11 protein-coding genes are annotated in these 15,834 nt (G+C 53.9%); 7 read left to right on the top strand and 4 right to left on the bottom strand.

Annotated features, from left to right (window positions below):
* The first annotated feature begins 360 nt into the window (after window positions 1-360).
* Both RJP21_RS06385 and RJP21_RS06380 read left to right on the top strand, forming a co-directional pair.
* Window positions 361-2,538 (top strand): methyl-accepting chemotaxis protein, encoded by a 2,178-nt coding sequence (locus RJP21_RS06385; protein ID WP_310858551.1) that lies wholly within the window; start codon window positions 361-363, stop codon window positions 2,536-2,538.
* Window positions 2,539-2,691: 153 nt separating this feature from the next.
* Window positions 2,692-4,467, top strand: coding sequence for a peptidoglycan D,D-transpeptidase FtsI family protein (locus RJP21_RS06380; protein ID WP_310858550.1), 1,776 nt, complete (start codon window positions 2,692-2,694; stop codon window positions 4,465-4,467).
* Here RJP21_RS06380 and RJP21_RS06375 read toward each other — a convergent pair.
* Window positions 4,436-5,593, bottom strand: coding sequence for an AI-2E family transporter (locus RJP21_RS06375; RefSeq protein ID WP_310858549.1), 1,158 nt, complete (start codon window positions 5,591-5,593; stop codon window positions 4,436-4,438). The two genes, RJP21_RS06380 and RJP21_RS06375, sit on opposite strands and share 32 nt — an antisense overlap.
* A 263-nt stretch (window positions 5,594-5,856) precedes the next feature.
* Between RJP21_RS06375 and RJP21_RS06370 the strand changes: the two genes are divergently transcribed.
* On the top strand, window positions 5,857-7,269 hold the full coding sequence (locus RJP21_RS06370) for a polysaccharide deacetylase family protein (RefSeq protein ID WP_310858548.1): 1,413 nt from the start codon (window positions 5,857-5,859) through the stop codon (window positions 7,267-7,269).
* A 156-nt stretch (window positions 7,270-7,425) separates the two neighbouring features.
* On the opposite strand, the gene ilvD is transcribed toward RJP21_RS06370, so the two are convergent.
* Together ilvD and RJP21_RS06360 are read right to left on the bottom strand one after the other, a co-directional pair.
* The gene (gene ilvD, locus RJP21_RS06365; RefSeq protein WP_201452188.1) at window positions 7,426-9,111 is read right to left on the bottom strand and encodes a dihydroxy-acid dehydratase; all 1,686 of its coding nucleotides are present in this window, start codon (window positions 9,109-9,111) and stop codon (window positions 7,426-7,428) included.
* 372 nt (window positions 9,112-9,483) lie between these two features.
* Entirely contained in the window at window positions 9,484-10,515 is a 1,032-nt protein-coding gene (locus RJP21_RS06360) for an acyltransferase family protein (protein ID WP_310858547.1), read from the bottom strand.
* A gap of 310 nt (window positions 10,516-10,825) precedes the next feature.
* On the opposite strand from RJP21_RS06360, the gene RJP21_RS06355 reads away from it, so the two are divergent.
* The 4 genes from RJP21_RS06355 to mgrA all read left to right on the top strand — a co-directional run bounded on the left by RJP21_RS06355 (window position 10,826) and on the right by mgrA (window position 14,680).
* Window positions 10,826-11,791 (top strand): sugar kinase, encoded by a 966-nt coding sequence (locus RJP21_RS06355; RefSeq protein WP_310858546.1) that lies wholly within the window; start codon window positions 10,826-10,828, stop codon window positions 11,789-11,791.
* A gap of 59 nt (window positions 11,792-11,850) precedes the next feature.
* Window positions 11,851-12,513, top strand: coding sequence for a bifunctional 2-keto-4-hydroxyglutarate aldolase/2-keto-3-deoxy-6-phosphogluconate aldolase (locus tag RJP21_RS06350; protein WP_310858545.1), 663 nt, complete (start codon window positions 11,851-11,853; stop codon window positions 12,511-12,513).
* A gap of 168 nt (window positions 12,514-12,681) precedes the next feature.
* Window positions 12,682-13,446: an NAD-dependent protein deacylase gene (locus RJP21_RS06345; protein ID WP_160043525.1), complete on the top strand. Its 765-nt coding sequence runs from the start codon at window positions 12,682-12,684 to the stop codon at window positions 13,444-13,446.
* 229 nt (window positions 13,447-13,675) lie between these two features.
* Window positions 13,676-14,680 (top strand): L-glyceraldehyde 3-phosphate reductase, encoded by a 1,005-nt coding sequence (mgrA, locus tag RJP21_RS06340; RefSeq protein ID WP_310858544.1) that lies wholly within the window; start codon window positions 13,676-13,678, stop codon window positions 14,678-14,680.
* Between the two features lie 132 nt (window positions 14,681-14,812).
* Here the strand turns inward: mgrA and RJP21_RS06335 are convergent, their stop codons facing one another.
* Window positions 14,813-15,694 (bottom strand): AraC family transcriptional regulator, encoded by an 882-nt coding sequence (locus RJP21_RS06335; protein WP_310858543.1) that lies wholly within the window; start codon window positions 15,692-15,694, stop codon window positions 14,813-14,815.
* Between the last annotated feature and the right edge of the window lie 140 nt (window positions 15,695-15,834).

The raw sequence follows: 15,834 nt of genomic DNA, 5'->3' as shown, positions 1-15,834 counted from the left end.
TTCGAAGAACGTTGCCGTTGAACCGACATGGCTGCGCCGAATCCCGAAATCGCATGATGACGAGAACCCGGCCGGAACATCCGCAAATCATGTTATCCCTAACAAAAACCGCCAGTTCGGCGGTTTTTCTTTTTTTCATCGTTCGACAAGAATCAAACACCAAAGCAGAAGAAATCAACCGCTGATCGGCTTCCGTTCGGCGTTTTTTTCTTTAGGGACGAAAGAAGTATGCATCTTAGGAAAATAGTTATAAAGAATTTTGAAAAAAGCCAAAGGTTTATGGTGGAAAATGTCGAAGAATAAAGTAGAGTATCTTTTACATAACCCGTAAGGTATGAAATCATATTGGTAGGTGAGGAAATGGAAGAGGGCAAACAGAAGAAAAACGAAGAAGGGAAAGGGAAACGCTGGGGAAAACAGCGGAAGAAGGAAAATCAGGGGGCGTCCGAGGTTTCGGGCCTTCCGGAACCGGGCAAGACTAAATTCAGCATCCGCGACGCAGGGGCGCAGCTGGGCAGAATGAACCCGGCCAAATCCGTCGGGGTAAAGCTTTTCCTGATCTTTTTTATAGCGATCGTGGCCTTTGTTTTGATTCTAGGTCTTATGTCGTACAATAAGGCCCGAAGCACCATTAAGTCAAACGCGGCGACGGCGAACAAACAGACGATCATCCAAACGTCGCAGAAGCTTGATATCATTTTGAAACAATACGAGGATATCGCGCTGCAGGTCTTTTTTGATCCGGAAACGCAAAGCCTGCTTGCCGAAATGGGGTCGGGCCAGGCGGGCGCCTACGACATGTTCGTGTTAAACGACAAAATCGGCAAAAAGCTGAGCAACCAGATCAACAGCAATACGACCATCAAAGCGATGTACCTCGTTCCGCCGAGCGAGGGGCAAAATCCGATCATCAGCGGAAGCGCCGGAGCGGACCCGTCCCAAATCCGTGAGCAAGCATGGTTTAAAAAGGTGCAGTCCGAAAACAAAACGCTGTGGGTCACCTCGGAAAAAGGCAAAGACGGCGCAATGAGCTTCAAGCTGGTTCGTCCTTTGCAAAGCTTGAGCCGGGGCGGAAAACCTTACGTCGTTGTCATCGAGCTGAAAACGTCGATGATCGAAGACCAGCTCAAAAGTATCAACATGGGCGACGGCAGCAAGCTGCAGCTCATCACGACCGATAATAACGTGGTCGCTTCCAGCCAGGACGGGGAAGCCGGGGCTGCTTCCGACTATACGTTCATGAAAGATCAGACGGATGCGGCGAAGAGTTTGGAAACGAAAGATCATCAGGATCAAAGCGTTTTGGCAGTATACGATACGCTGGCCGTCAATGGCTGGAAACTCGTAGGAACCGTACCTACCAAGCTGCTCGTCAAAGATGCCCAGGGCATTCTGCTGTTGACTCTCGGGTTTATGGTGGCCGTCGTGATCATCGCGATTTTGATCGGCTGGTGGATGGTGCTTATGATCGCCAAACCTCTCAGCCGCTTGAAAGACCTGATGATCGAAGGCTCCAAAGGAAACCTGAAAGTTCGCACCGATCATAAGTCTTCGGACGAAATCGGGGAACTCGGGTCAAGCTTCAACTTGATGATGGATCAGATCACGAAACTCGTGCAGCAGACGAACACGACGGCGCAAGCCGTTCTGGAAACCGCCGGCGAGTTGACGGATGCCTCCAGAAAAACCGCTCTTTCCGCCAGAGAGATCGCCATCGCCACCGAAGAAATCGCAAACGGCGCCGGCAGCCTGGCTACGGAAGCGGAGCGTGGCAACGAGTTGACCGAAAATATTTCGCAGCAAATGCAGATCGTCGTCACCGCCAATGAAGAAATGAGCGGCGCCGCCCATCATGTCGAGCAATCCAGCGAGCGGGGCACCAAACATCTGAGCGAACTGATGGACAAAACGCATCAGACCGAAGACATGACCCGTTCCTTGATGGCGAAAGTCGATAATTTGAAGACGTCGACCCAATCGGTCAACAAAGTGCTTGACGTGCTGCAGAACATCACGAAACAAACAAACATTTTGTCCCTGAACGCGACCATCGAAGCGGCCCGGGCAGGCGCCGCGGGCAAAGGGTTTATGGTCGTGGCGGACGAAATCCGCCAGCTGGCGGACCAATCCAGACAGTCCATCGACATGGTCGGCCAGATCACCGAAAAAATTATGGCTGAAATGAATGAAACGGTGCTGGCCTTGCAGGAGGCGAACCCGTTGTTCCAGCAGCAGATGGACTCGGTGAAGGAAACAAACGATATTTTCGTATCGGTGCAGGAGCAGATGGTGGATTTCACCAAACGGCTCGATTCCGTCACGCAATCGATCCAAACGTTAAATCAGTCCCAGGCGATTTTGTCCGACGCGATGAGCAACGTCAGCGCGGTGGCGGAAGAATCGTCCGCTACTTCGGAAGAAGTGGCTTCGCTCAGCAACGAGCAGCAAAATATCGGGGATCATCTCGTCCAGCTTTCGGCGAAACTTGAGAACGTTTCGATTGAGCTGAAAGATACGCTGTCGCGTTTTACTCTATAACGTTTTTCTATTTAGCTGTCCCGTTAGGCCTGACCGGCCTTGCGGGGCGGCTTTTTTTCGTTACTTTTCAATCCGGCATCCCGCCGGATAGTCGATTGGAAGCGGCGCAATTAGGACATAATGGAAAAAAACGTCGAAAAGGACCGGTGCGCCATGACATTAAAACAAAAACAGCGCATATTTTACGGGTTGGTTATCCTGACCGGAATTTTAGTCCTGCTCATTTTGCGATTGGCCTATGTCCAGCTTGTGCTGCGCGCTTCGAAGCTGCCGGACAGCATGTACACGCTGCAGGAAATGTCCGTCCTGCAAAGGGAAAGGGGCGTCGTTCTCGATTCGGGCAGGGGAAACATTTATGACCGCAGCGGCAGACCGATCACGGGGAAAACCATATCCGCCGCAGTTCTGTTTCCGGTGAACAAAGGGCTGCTGGACAACAAGGACGGAAAAATGGAGCCGGTAGCCCGGGCGCTTGGAACGGACGCCAACCGTCTTTTGGACTTATGGAGCGGACTCAGCGTGCCGGTGCTTTGGAAAAGCGGCGGCGGCGCACCGCTGGCTTTGACCCAACAGCAGGCGAAGCGGATTTCGGCTTTGAATTTCAGCGGTCTCGAAGTGCTGCCCTATACCCAGCGGTATGAGAGCAAACCAAACGGCATGCAGTGGCTCGGATATTTGTCCGACATGCCGGGTCAAAATCATATGCCCCATACCGGTTACGCGTTCCGCGAAGGTGCCGCGGGGCTTGAGAAAACGTTGGAGCCGATTTTGCACGGCGTCGGGCTGACAACCGTTTATTATAACGTCGACGGTGTAAACCGGGCGATACCGGGGACGGGCATCCAGCTGAAGTCGCCAAACAATCCTTATTATCCGCTGCGCTTGACGACCACGATCGATCTTTCGCTTCAGCGGCAAATCGAAAAGCTGACGGAAAAAGCGGGGATGAAGGAAGGCGCCGTCGTTTTGCTTGACGCAAGCAATGCGGACGTCGTCGCGATGGTTTCCCGCCCTTTTTACAATCCGCTGAACGTCGATCCGAACCAAGGGGCTTGGAACAACAAAGCGGTACAGGCAACCGCACCGGGATCGATTTTTAAAACGGTGGTGGCCGCCGCCGCATTGGAGGCGGGGGTAACAACCGTGGACGAAGCCTTTTTCTGCTCGGGGAAATATGCCAAGTACGGGTTATCCTGCTGGAAAACGGCTGGGCATGGCGCGTTGACGCTGGAGCAGGCGTTTGCCCAATCCTGCAACGTCGTTTTCGCCGAGCTTGCGGAACGGATGACGGGGGAGGAGCTGGAATCGGCGGCAAGGAAGCTGGGGTTCGGGCGGACGGTCGGATGGGAAGCGAAAGACATGCTCGGGATGCCTGTCCTGAAGCCGTTTGATCATGAGGAAGCGGGGACGATTTTTTCAAGCGAATCGGCAGCTTTGGACGGGGGCGTCAGGGCGCAGTCCGGAATCGGGCAGCGGGACGTGCGGGTCACGCCGCTGCAGGCCGCCAACCTGGTCGTAACCCTCCTTCATGACGGACAAGTCCGCGCGCCAAGAATCATCGACCATGTCTCTTATGCAAACGGCCAGCTGATGAAACCATTCAAACCGCATTTTGCGCCGTCAAGCTCGGGCAGCATTCGGCCGGAAACGGCCAGCCTGCTGAAAGCATGGATGAGAACGGTGGTGACGGAAGGAACGGGAACATCGCTGCGGAATGCCAAATGGGAGCTTGCAGGCAAATCGGGAACGGCACAAGTGAAGGTCCGGGGCGAGGAACGGAACAACCAGTGGTTTATCGGTTATGGACCGGTGAAAGAGCCTAAATATGCGTTAGCGGTCGTGTTCCAAAATATGCCGAAGGGAGGCGGCAATCAAGCCGCCTCCTTGTTCGGGGAGATTATGAATCTGCTTGCTTCCGGGAGCGCTTAGTCTCCTGGGGAGCCGGCGCGCTCATTTCGAACGGGGAAACGTCGAATTCTTCCTGCGGCAGGCGAATCCAGCGCTGGAGATAACCCTGCTGCAGAAGCTCTTTGAGCATAATAAGCAAAACCGGCGAAAGAATGAGGCCGGCCACGCCAAAAACCGATAGCGAAATGATCATAAACGATAACATCAGAAATGCGGAGGAAATGCCGATGGAGTTGCCGGTAATTCTTGGCTCGAGCAGCTGGCGCGTCAGCAGAACGACCGCCAGCAGGACGCATAACCCGATGGCCAGGCTGATGTTGCCGACGATAAACAGGTAAACGATCCACGGGATCAAAACGACCGGAACGCCCACCAAAGGCAAAATATCGAAAATCGCGCACACGAGCGCAATCGAAAGTTCGCTCCCCGTTCCCAAAATAAGCAGCCCGACGTAAATCAACACGAATGTGATCAACACCATCAGCATTTGCGCTCTGATGTAGGAGCCGATCGCTTTGAGCACGTACGTCTTCATAAACGTATAGGCATTTTTTAGCGTTTTCGGGGACTTGTCCTTCACGATTTTGCGCCAGCCGCCGATTTCCGTGCTCAGGAAAAAGGCGAGAATGATCGCGATGCCGAAATTGGCCATAAACGTGGAGAACGAGCTGAAGAGCGAAACCATATACTTTAAGAAGCTGGTGGCCCATCCTGTGGCATAGTCCGTAAATTTTTTGAAGTTGTCGTTCATTTTGTCGGTAATATTCGGGGGAAGGGCCTCGATTTTATGCTGGAGAAAAGCAGTCGTTTTGCCAAAAGCCGTTTGTATCATCTGCGTGTATTGGGGCAAATTATCTTGGACTTGGGCGATTTGGGAAACGACGATCAGTCCGATGCCGAATAGTATGCCCAAAATGACAAGCACGAAAAGCAGGACGGAAACGGCCGCTGCAATCGTTTTGGGCAAACCTCTCCGATTCAGAAATTTGGCCAGCGGTTCGATCATGAAAAAAACGAGAAAAGACAAAAAAACGGGTGCCGCGATCTGGTACAGCTTGCTGAACACGTACATGATGAGCAAAACGGTCAACACGATCATCCCGATGTCGAGAAAAGTCCTCCAATATTTTTTATATAGCGGAAGCATGAACAAATATCACTCCTAAGCATATGTATTCGATGGGACAACTAAAATAAATAAGAAAATATCTATTCCACGATTAAAAAAATAGCCTATTTCGCGGGATGCTGTGATAAAATGAAAGATAGCGTCTTTATATTTTACAGTACTTCCGCTATGGCGATCCATTCCTTATTACGGCAGCTCTAGCTGGTGCTCAACATTCATTGTATAGAGATACCTGCCTTTCGGCAAGTCAAAGTCAATCAGAGAAAAGTGGGGATTATGACATGCAGACTTTGCTGCTTTGGTTGTTTTATATTTCATCTTTTTATGCTTTTATTCCCGGACTGATCACCCGTATTTTCGGGTTCCGCGTTTTTCGGAGAGGTTCGACCGAACATGAATACGCGCTTACCTTCGACGACGGCCCTGATCCGCAGTACACGCCCCAGCTGCTGGATTTGCTCAAGAAGTATGATGCCAAGGCAACCTTTTTTGTTGTCGGGTCCCATGCCGAGCAGCATCCGGAGCTGGTCAAGCGAATGTACGACGAAGGCCATCTGATCGGGATTCATAATTACGTTCATAAGTCCAACTGGCTGATGCGGCCGGCGACGGTAACGAAACAGATTATGAAGACGGATAAGATCATTCATTCGATCACCGGCGAGCGCTCGTCGTATTACCGACCCCCATGGGGGATCGTCAACCTTTTCGATTTGAACAAAAAACGCAGCGGCAAGTTTAAAATCGTGCTCTGGTCCGCGATGTTCGGCGACTGGAGGGAAAGGATCGGCGCTGACAAGCTGACGGAAAGAATGCTCCAAAAGCTTCATCCGGGAGAAGTGCTGCTGCTTCACGATTGCGGCACTACCGCCGGGGCGAACCCGGACGCGCCGCGCCAAATGCTGATCGCGCTGGAGCGCGTGCTGGAAGAAGCGAAGCGCCAAGGCCTGAAAAGCATCCGGGTTGACGACATGATCAAGGCAAAGGAAAATTCTCCGGAAAACAAATTGCCTTTCTCCAAGCTGGCGATCGTCAGGCTGTGGCTTTTGTGGGAAGTGGCTTTCCACAAAATGTTCCGGTTGAAAACCGTCAACCCGTATGATCCGATGCTGCATTACAGGGTGCGCAAATACAGCGGACAGAAGATCGAGCTTGACGATGGAACGGTCCTCGAAAAAGGGGATCAAGTCGTTGAACTTCATTTCGACAACGAAAAACTGTTCCGTTTCGGCGTGAGGTCGCGTTCGGCGGTTCATCTGGCGATCCATCTGATCCGGACGATGGAGAAGGAATTTCCGGCGCTCGCCCAGTGTATTTTGGAGGATCCAAAAGCGATGGATGCCAAGACGCTTTATGGCGTAACCATGGTCAATCGCGGACCGGAGCAGTTCGGGTTCCGGATCGTGGATTTAAAGGACGGGCTCTTTTCAAGATCTTCCCGGCTTTATCTGAAATTTTTACTTAGCGTTATTCATCCGTCCGGACAATCCAGATTGAAGGAGCAATCCCAGCAGCTCGTACCGAAAATGCTGCTGATGCCCATCGGCGAGTTTTTGGAGCGTTATGCCGAAAGCGGCTCGCACCGCCATCATCATGAATCGAGACGACGACGGAACGAACAGACGGAGCAAAACGAACCAAACGACCTGAATTTGACGGCGCAAGAGCTGGAAAGCTCGACGCCGGCCATCTGATTTGCAATCGAAAACCCCCGGCAGGCGTGATCCGCTTGACGGGGGTTTTCTCATTTTGAGGATGTTCAAGATCCTCGGCTAAAATGAAGAAGGGGCGGCGCCGCGGTCATAACGACCGGCAGCGCCGCCCCTTGATTACTCGTAGGGAGACTAGACTTAAATTTTCATGACTCCGCCTTGGCTGGCGTTGGTCACCAGTTTGGAATAACGCGCCAGGTAGCCCGTTTTGACTTTCGGTTCGAAGCCTTTCCAATTGGCGCGGCGGGCGGCCATTTCTTCATCGCTGATATGAAGCTCGATTTTACGGTTGTTGAGATCAAGCTCGATGATGTCGCCGTCTTCGACGAAAGCGATCGGACCGCCTTCGGCGGCTTCCGGAGAAATATGCCCGATGCTGATGCCGCGGGATGCGCCCGAGAATCGTCCGTCCGTGATCAGGCCGACTTTGGCGCCGAGTCCCATGCCGACGATTTGCGACGTAGGGGCGAGCATTTCCGGCATGCCCGGTCCGCCTTTAGGACCTTCATAACGGATGACGACAACCATGCCTTCCTTGACTTTGCCGTTCGCAATGCCTGCCAGCGCTTCATCCTGGGAATCGAAACAGATGGCAGGACCTTTATGGTATCCGCCAACCGAAGGGTCGACCGCGCCGACCTTGATGATCGAACCTTCCGGCGCCAGGTTGCCGTACAATACGGCGAGACCGCCGCGTTCGGAATAAGGCTGGTCGATCGGATGGATGACGTTTTTGTCGAGAATTTCGCAGCCGGCCACGTTTTCCGCAAGCGTTTTGCCGGTTACGGTGATGCAGTCGCCGTGAAGGGCGCCCGGTTTTTTCAGAAGCTCATGCAGGACGGCGCTGACGCCGCCGGCTGTGTGCACGTCCTCGATAAAATAGTCGGAGGCCGGTGCCAGCTTGGAAATGTGAGGCACGCGGTTCGCCACTTCGTTGATGCGCTCCAGCGGATAATCGATGCCCGCTTCCTGGGCCAGCGCCAGCGTATGCAGCACGGTGTTGGTGGAGCCGCCCATCGCCATATCGAGGGCAAACGCGTTGTCGATCGATTCCAGCGTCACGATGTCGCGTGGTTTCAGGTCCATTTTGACAAGTTCCATCAACTGGCGTGCCGATTGCTTGACGAACTCCTTGCGTTCTTCGGCAACGGCCAGAATCGTTCCGTTCCCCGGCATAGCGAGACCGAGCGCTTCCGCCAGACAGTTCATGGAGTTTGCGGTGAACATACCCGAGCAGGAGCCGCAGGTCGGACAGCCGTATTGTTCGAGCTCAAGCAGGTCATCGTCGGAGATTTTGCCGACCTGGTGGGCGCCGACGCCTTCGAATACCGAGGTCAGGGACAATTTACGGCCTTTGCTGTCGACGCCGGCCTTCATCGGACCGCCGCTGACGAAGATGGTCGGGATGTTGACGCGCAGCGCGCCCATCAGCATGCCCGGCGTAATTTTGTCGCAGTTCGGGATGCAGACCATGCCGTCGAACCAGTGCGCGGATACGACCGTTTCCAGGGAGTCTGCGATAATTTCGCGGCTCGGGAGCGAATAACGCATGCCGATATGGCCCATCGCGATGCCGTCGTCGACGCCGATCGTGTTGAATTCGAACGGAACGCCGCCGGCTTCGCGGATCGCTTCTTTTACCAGCTTGCCGAATTCCTGAAGATGCACATGTCCGGGAACGATATCGATATAGGAGTTGCAGACGGCGATAAACGGTTTGCCGAAATCCTCCTCTTTGACGCCGGCGGCACGCAGCAGGCTGCGGTGCGGAGCGCGGTCAAAGCCTTTTTTGATCATGTCTGAACGCATTTTTTTAGGTGCCATGGTGTCTCTTCCCCCTACTTTTACAAAAATTATGATTGCTTCTCGCTTTAGCGCGGTTACTGGTAGAAGTGCCCGAATAAACGATTTATATGAGTCTATCACAAAATGAGCGGTTTTTCTAGCGGTGAATCCGCAACCAAAGGCGGAAAAGCGGCGAAAAGAGACGAAAAAGGCTCCCCCCGATTCGAAGCAGGAGGGGAGAAGCCTTTTTTTTGACATGATATTGTTTATAAATTTCGGGGCCCTCCGCAAAGTACCTGAATCAGCTTCGAAGCCAAGGCCCCATTTTACGTGGATATTTTGCCGGTATCCAAGCGTTTCGGACCGGATATTGCCTTTAGGATATCGCCTTTATAAGGAAAGCGAATCGGCTTAAGGTTTGCCGAAGGCCATCCGTTCCAGGCGCAAAATCCACGTGACCGGCGGTTCAATGACCGGACGGGCCGCTTTTTTGACGGCGGGCTGGGCAAGAGCGAACGCAAGCAGCGCCGCCCCCGCAACGACCGGCACTGCCGCTGCCGGATGGAGAATAAAGCCGTATAGCCCCGAGGCGGCCGCCAAACGGATGATCAAGCCGTGAAGCAGGAACACGTACAGCGTGCGCCGTCCCAAATCCGTGAGGAGCCCTTGCCGGAACGGAACCCAACCCAGGAAAGCAGCCGCCGAGCAGATTTGCAGGCCGTACATGGCAAGCCGGTATGCGCCGGCATACCATTCGGGATGCCCCAATTGCATATAGGTCATGCTGCCGTACAGCCAGCCCGAGGGCGGGGCAAGCCCCGTCAAGGCGATGACGATCAGGAGCAATGCCGAGGCAGCGGCGGCTACGAACCTTTTTTTCAACGTGAAAAATCGCATAAACGCGTCAAACGAAACATGATAGCCGATCACGTAAAAGGGCAGGTACACAAACGTTCGGCTAATGCTTAACCAGGCCCCGTCCAGCGGCAAATACCCGACCATGATGCCCAGCGCTGCGGCGACCGCAAACCGGCCGGCCGGCGGAAGCCTGCGCATCCCGAGCATCAAGAGGCGCCATCCCATATGGCTCACCAAAAACCAGAGCAGCAGGTAAGGGGCGAAAAACGAATGCCGAATGTTCGGGACGCGGAATAGGGTTATATCCAGAAAAGAATACAGGCTTTGAAAGATGACATACTGCATGCCGATCTGCAGCAGCGTTTTGCGTCCGTCCGGACCGTCCAGCCCGCCTTTGGAAAAATAACCGGTGACCAGAACGAACAGGGGAATATGAAAGGTGTAAATCCAACTGTACAGCGCATGCAGGCCGCCCATCCGGGCGATCAGCGGTTCGATGGCGTTGGCTATGCAGACGGTAAGAATCAGCAGAAACCGCAAATTCAGAAAGTAGGTTTCTCCTTGTTTTGGCAGCGTTTTTTCCATGGTGGTTCCCTCCAGATCGTTGACACCTTTAAATTACTACGCTTTGCCGTCTTTTGTTGTGATTTATTTCACATTAAAAACGCTGCCATTTCATTAAATTATGCCAAGGTGATGAAGGGTTTGCGTATTGACAACCCATCTTCCTGCGCCGACAATAGGTACAGACTTGAAGATTTTGCAAGATTCCAAAAAACGACCTTCAATCAGCAATATCCGGAGCGAAGCGGTTTCGTTCGTCTATAGATTGTGCCGTGGAGCGGCCGGAATCGAATTTTGCAAAATCCTGATTTAAATAAGGAAGGGGACTACTATGCAGCAGGATACAGCACTTACGCCTGAGTTGGTTACTTTCGGCGAAAGTATGGGACTCTTTACGGCACAGGACACCCGGGGTTTGGAGTATGCGTCGACGCTTCACAAATCGTTTGGCGGGGCGGAAAGCAACGTGGCGATCGGGGTTGCGAGATTAGGCTGCCGTTCAGGCTGGTTCGGGGCGCTGGGACGGGATCCGATCGGGATGATGATACATAAAGCGATACGCGGCGAAGGCGTGGACGTGTCTCGGGCGGTTTTTAGCGGCGAGGCGCCCACGGGACTGATGATCCGCGAAAATACGGCCGGCAAATCGTCGGTGTACTACTACCGCAAACATTCCGCGGCCAGCATGCTGCGGCCGGATCAGCTGGATGCGGCGTACATTCAGCAGGCCAAAATCCTTCACGTGACGGGCATCACGGCGGCGATCAGCCCATCGGCTTTGGCATGCGTCGAAAAAGCGATGGACATCGCGATCGAAGCCGGCGTCAAGGTAAGCTTTGACCCGAATCTGCGGCTGAAGCTGTGGACGCTGGAGGAAGCGCGCGGCGTGCTGTTGCGGCTGGCGGAGAAAGCGGATTATTTTTTGCCCGGGCTGGATGAATTGAAGCTGCTGTACGATACGGAGGACGATCAAGCCGTATTCGACAAGCTTTCCCGTTTAAACGCCGTTTCGGTCATCAAGGGCGGGCCGGATTTGACCTACGTCCTCGAGGATGGTACCCTGACGGAAGTTCCGTATTTCAAAGCGGAGCAGGTGCTGGACACGGTCGGGGCCGGAGACGGTTTTTGCGCGGGTTTTATCGCCGGACTTTTGAAAGGGCATCCAACGGCAGAAGCGGTACGTCTTGGCAATCTGATGGGCTCGATGGTCATCCAGGCGGTCGGAGATTGGGAAGCGCTGCCAACGTGGGAGCAGGTGGAAGCGAAGCTTGAACGCAAGATGCATATCGAGAGGTAATCATTCCATAGACATCCTGGCAGGATTTCCATATAATGAGTGAAAAGGAGCGTATGATTGTGAAAAAACTCCAAATATTACAAAAAATTATCGATAACGGGGTGGTCGCCGTGCTGCGCGGCGATTCGGCGGACCAGGTGTTTGCCATGGCGGAGGCGGCCATCGCCGGGGGCATTAAGGTTATCGAAGTGACCTTGACGGTACCGGGCGCGCTGCAGGCGATTGAGAAGCTGAGCCGCATGTACAGCTGGAAGACGGAAGATCCGGACAAATTCGCCGTCATCGGCGCAGGCACGGTGCTGGAGCCGCAAACGGCGCGCGCAGCGATCATGTCCGGGGCCGAATTCGTGGTCGGGCCGTCCCTCAACCCGGAAACCGTGAAAATATGCAATCTGTACCGCGTGCCGATTATGCCGGGGGTCATGACGATCGCCGAAGTGCAGCACGCCCTTGAGCTTGGCGTCGACATCGTGAAGCTGTTCCCCGGCAACCTGTATGAGCCGGGAATCATCAAAACGATGAAAGGGCCGATGCCGCAGGCAAACTTTATGCCGACGGGCGGGGTATCGCTTTCCAACCTGAAGGAATGGATTCAGGTCGGGGCGGTTGCCGTCGGGATCGGTTCCGATTTGACGAACGAAGCCGTCAAGACGGGCAACATGGATCTGGTACGCGGCAAAGCCGAGCAGTATATGCAGGCCTATCGCGAAGCGAAAAAATAAAGCGGCCGCGGGAATCCGCCGATCCGCCGCTTCTGAAAGCGGCTTACGACAGCCTGCCGTCCCTGGAGGGAGGCAGGCTGATCATGTCTTTCGCCCGCTTTTTTTGGCGTTGTTTCAACGAAAAACGGTTTTACGTCGCCCGTGGATCCGTCGATCATTGATCCGAACATGTGTGGAGGTGCACAAAACGTGCAGAACATCGAAACATTGGCCTCTTGGATAGAGCAAAGCGATAACATCGTCTTTTTTGGCGGCGCGGGTACCTCGACGGAGAGCGGCATCCCCGATTTCCGTTCCGCAGCGGGATTATACCAGACCGAGCAGCATTCCCCGTATCCGCCCGAACAGATGCTCAGCCGCTCGTTTTTCATGAAAATGCCGGAGATCTTTTTTGATTTCTACCGCAGCAAAATGCTTCATCCCGACGCCAAACCCAACGGCTGCCATCGGTTTTTGGCCAAGCTGGAGGAACTGGGCAAGCTGAAGGCGATCGTCACGCAAAACATCGACGGCCTCCATCAGAAGGCGGGAAGCGAGGAGGTTCTGGAGCTGCACGGCTCCGTCCACCGCAACTACTGCATGGATTGCCGCCGCTTTTTCGGGCTGGAGCAGGTGATGGCAAGCAAACATCTCGTTCCCCGCTGCCCATACTGCCAAGGGATCGTGAAGCCGGATGTCGTCCTGTACGAGGAAGCGCTTGATCAGCAGGTGCTGATCGGCGCCATGGACGCAATTGCGAACGCGGATTTGCTGCTCGTAGGCGGCACGTCGCTGACGGTGCATCCGGCTGCCGAACTCGTCTCTTATTTCCAAGGCACCCGCTCGGTGCTGCTGAACATGGATCCGACTCCTTACGACAAAAGGGCCGATCTTGTTATTCACGATAAAATCGGCGAGGTTATGGATCAGGTTGGGCGTATCCTCGGCATCTAAGCGCTTTCTTGTCAAACGGAACGCAAAAGAGATATGATGTTTCCAAGCAAGGATTTTGCAAAAATTCAAAAAGCGACTTCCTATCAGCAATATATAGAGCGAAACGGTTTAATTCGTCTATATAGCGAAACGGTTTAATTCGTCTATAGATTGTACCCTGGAGCGGCAGGAATCGAATTTTGCAAAATCCCGAAGCAAGTGGCATCCTATTACAGAAAGGCGGATTGCAATGGCTTACACACCTAACGAAGCACGTTATGACAAAATGATCTATAACCGCTGCGGCCGTTCGGGCCTTAAGCTTCCTGCCATCTCCCTCGGCCTCTGGCATAATTTCGGCGGAATCGACACGTTCGAAAACGCCCGGAACATGGTGACGAGCGCGTTCGACCTCGGCATTACGCATTTTGACCTGGCGAATAATTACGGGCCGCCTCCCGGCTCGGCGGAAGAAACGTTCGGGAAAATCCTCAAACAGGATTTGCAGGGCCACCGGGACGAGCTGATCATATCGACGAAGGCTGGATACCATATGTGGCCGGGACCTTACGGGGAATGGGGCTCCCGCAAATATTTGCTATCGAGTCTCGATCAGAGCTTGAAACGGCTTGGACTGGATTACGTCGACATTTTCTACTCCCACCGCTTCGACCCGGAAACGCCGCTTGAGGAAACGATGATGGCGCTGGACCATGCCGTTCGTTCCGGCAAGGCTTTGTACGTCGGCATATCCAATTATTCCGCCGAACAAACTGCGCAAGCCGTTTCGATTTTGAAGTCTTTGGGTACCCCGCTTTTGATCCATCAGCCGAGTTATTCCATGCTGAACCGCTGGATCGAAAACGGCCTGCAAGAGGTTTTGTTGGAAAACGGCGTCGGCAGCATCGCCTTTACGCCGCTTCAGCAGGGCCTGCTCACGAACAAATATTTGAACGGCGTTCCCGAGGATTCCCGGGCGGCCAGCTCGTCCGTTTTTCTGAATGCGCATGACATCACGCCCGAAGCTTTACGCAAAATACGTGCTTTGAACCAGCTTGCGGCGGCCCGCGGCCAAAGCCTGGCTCAGCTGGCGCTTGCCTGGGTGCTGCGCGGCGGCAAGGTTACGTCCGCCCTGATCGGCGCAAGCCGCGTCAGCCAAATCGAGGACAACGTGGCGGCACTGAACAACCTGGAGTTCAGCCGCGAGGAGCTGGACCGGATCGAGGCGATCCTCAAAACGGAAAACGAGTCATAAATATCCTGATCATTCCATTTTACGATCAAACTGGAAGCGTCGATTTCGATGGGCGTCCGGTTTCCCGATAGAAACTCGTCCAAGCCCGTCTGCGTCCCTGTTGGAGCGGCGGGCTTGGTTTGTTTTATCCGCTCACTTGCGGCTGTACGGTTCGCCGCCCGGCGCGGCGGCGGTTTTGGCGCGGTATTGGCTTGGCGAATAGCCGCACAACCTTTTGAATTGCCTGGAGAAATACAGAGCATCGGTCAATCCGACGGAAGCCGCGATTTGTTCGATCGAAAGCTCGGGGCGCTCGCGCAGTAGCTGGCGCGATTTATCGATTCGGAGTTTCAGCAGATAGGTAACGGGAGACATGCCGGTTTCTCTTTTGAAAATGCGGGAGAGGTAGGCGCGGTTGTATCCCAGACTTTCGCTCATCTGTTCGATGGACACGGGATGGGCGTATTGGGCGGACAAATAATGGATCATTTGCTTGACCGTGCGCTGAACCTGGGATTCGGTGCCGGCAGGCTGCGTTTCGTCCGCCAAAATGCTTTTTGCTTCGGAAAAAATGAGGTACAGATAACCAAGCGCCGCCATGTCGGCGCTTTCCTTTTTGCCGTAAAAAGCTTCCGAAATCCGTTGGATGGAAGAAGGGATGAGGCTGTCGCCGCCTGCTCTGAGCACGGACCTGCCGCCGCCGAACCCGGCGGATTCGACAAGTTCCGGCGCTTCGTTGCCGGAAAACGCCGTCCAGCGGTAGCGCCAGGGGTCTTCCGCGTCGGAAGCATAGCTGACAAGCCTGCCCGGATGAATGAGAAAGCAGCTGCCAGCGCCTAATTCGTACGTATGCTGCTCCGAGCGGAACTGTCCGCGGCCGCTTTCGACGTAATGGAGAAGATAATAATCGTATATTTTCGGCCCGACGACGTGCAGCGGCTTGGTTTGGCTTTCGCCGGCAAAAAGCACGTGCAGCGGGCTGTTTTCGTGATAAACGGGGTTGGATGCGACGCTGTAGGTTTCCTGAACGGCCATGAGGGGCCTCCTTTTTGGCGGGCGAAATCGTCCGCGAAATCTTTGGTCATGAATGTTATTATAGACTTCGGAGTCACATAAATCCATATGGAACAAACATAATTGCATTAACAGGGAAGCGCATTGTTTTTATACTTAAA

This window comes from Paenibacillus sp. VCA1 (genome assembly GCF_031583795.1).
GTDB lineage: Bacteria > Bacillota > Bacilli > Paenibacillales > Paenibacillaceae > Paenibacillus_AQ > Paenibacillus_AQ albilobatus.
Note: the sequence above shows the minus strand (reverse complement) of the source record. Positions and strands in the feature narration are given on the sequence as shown.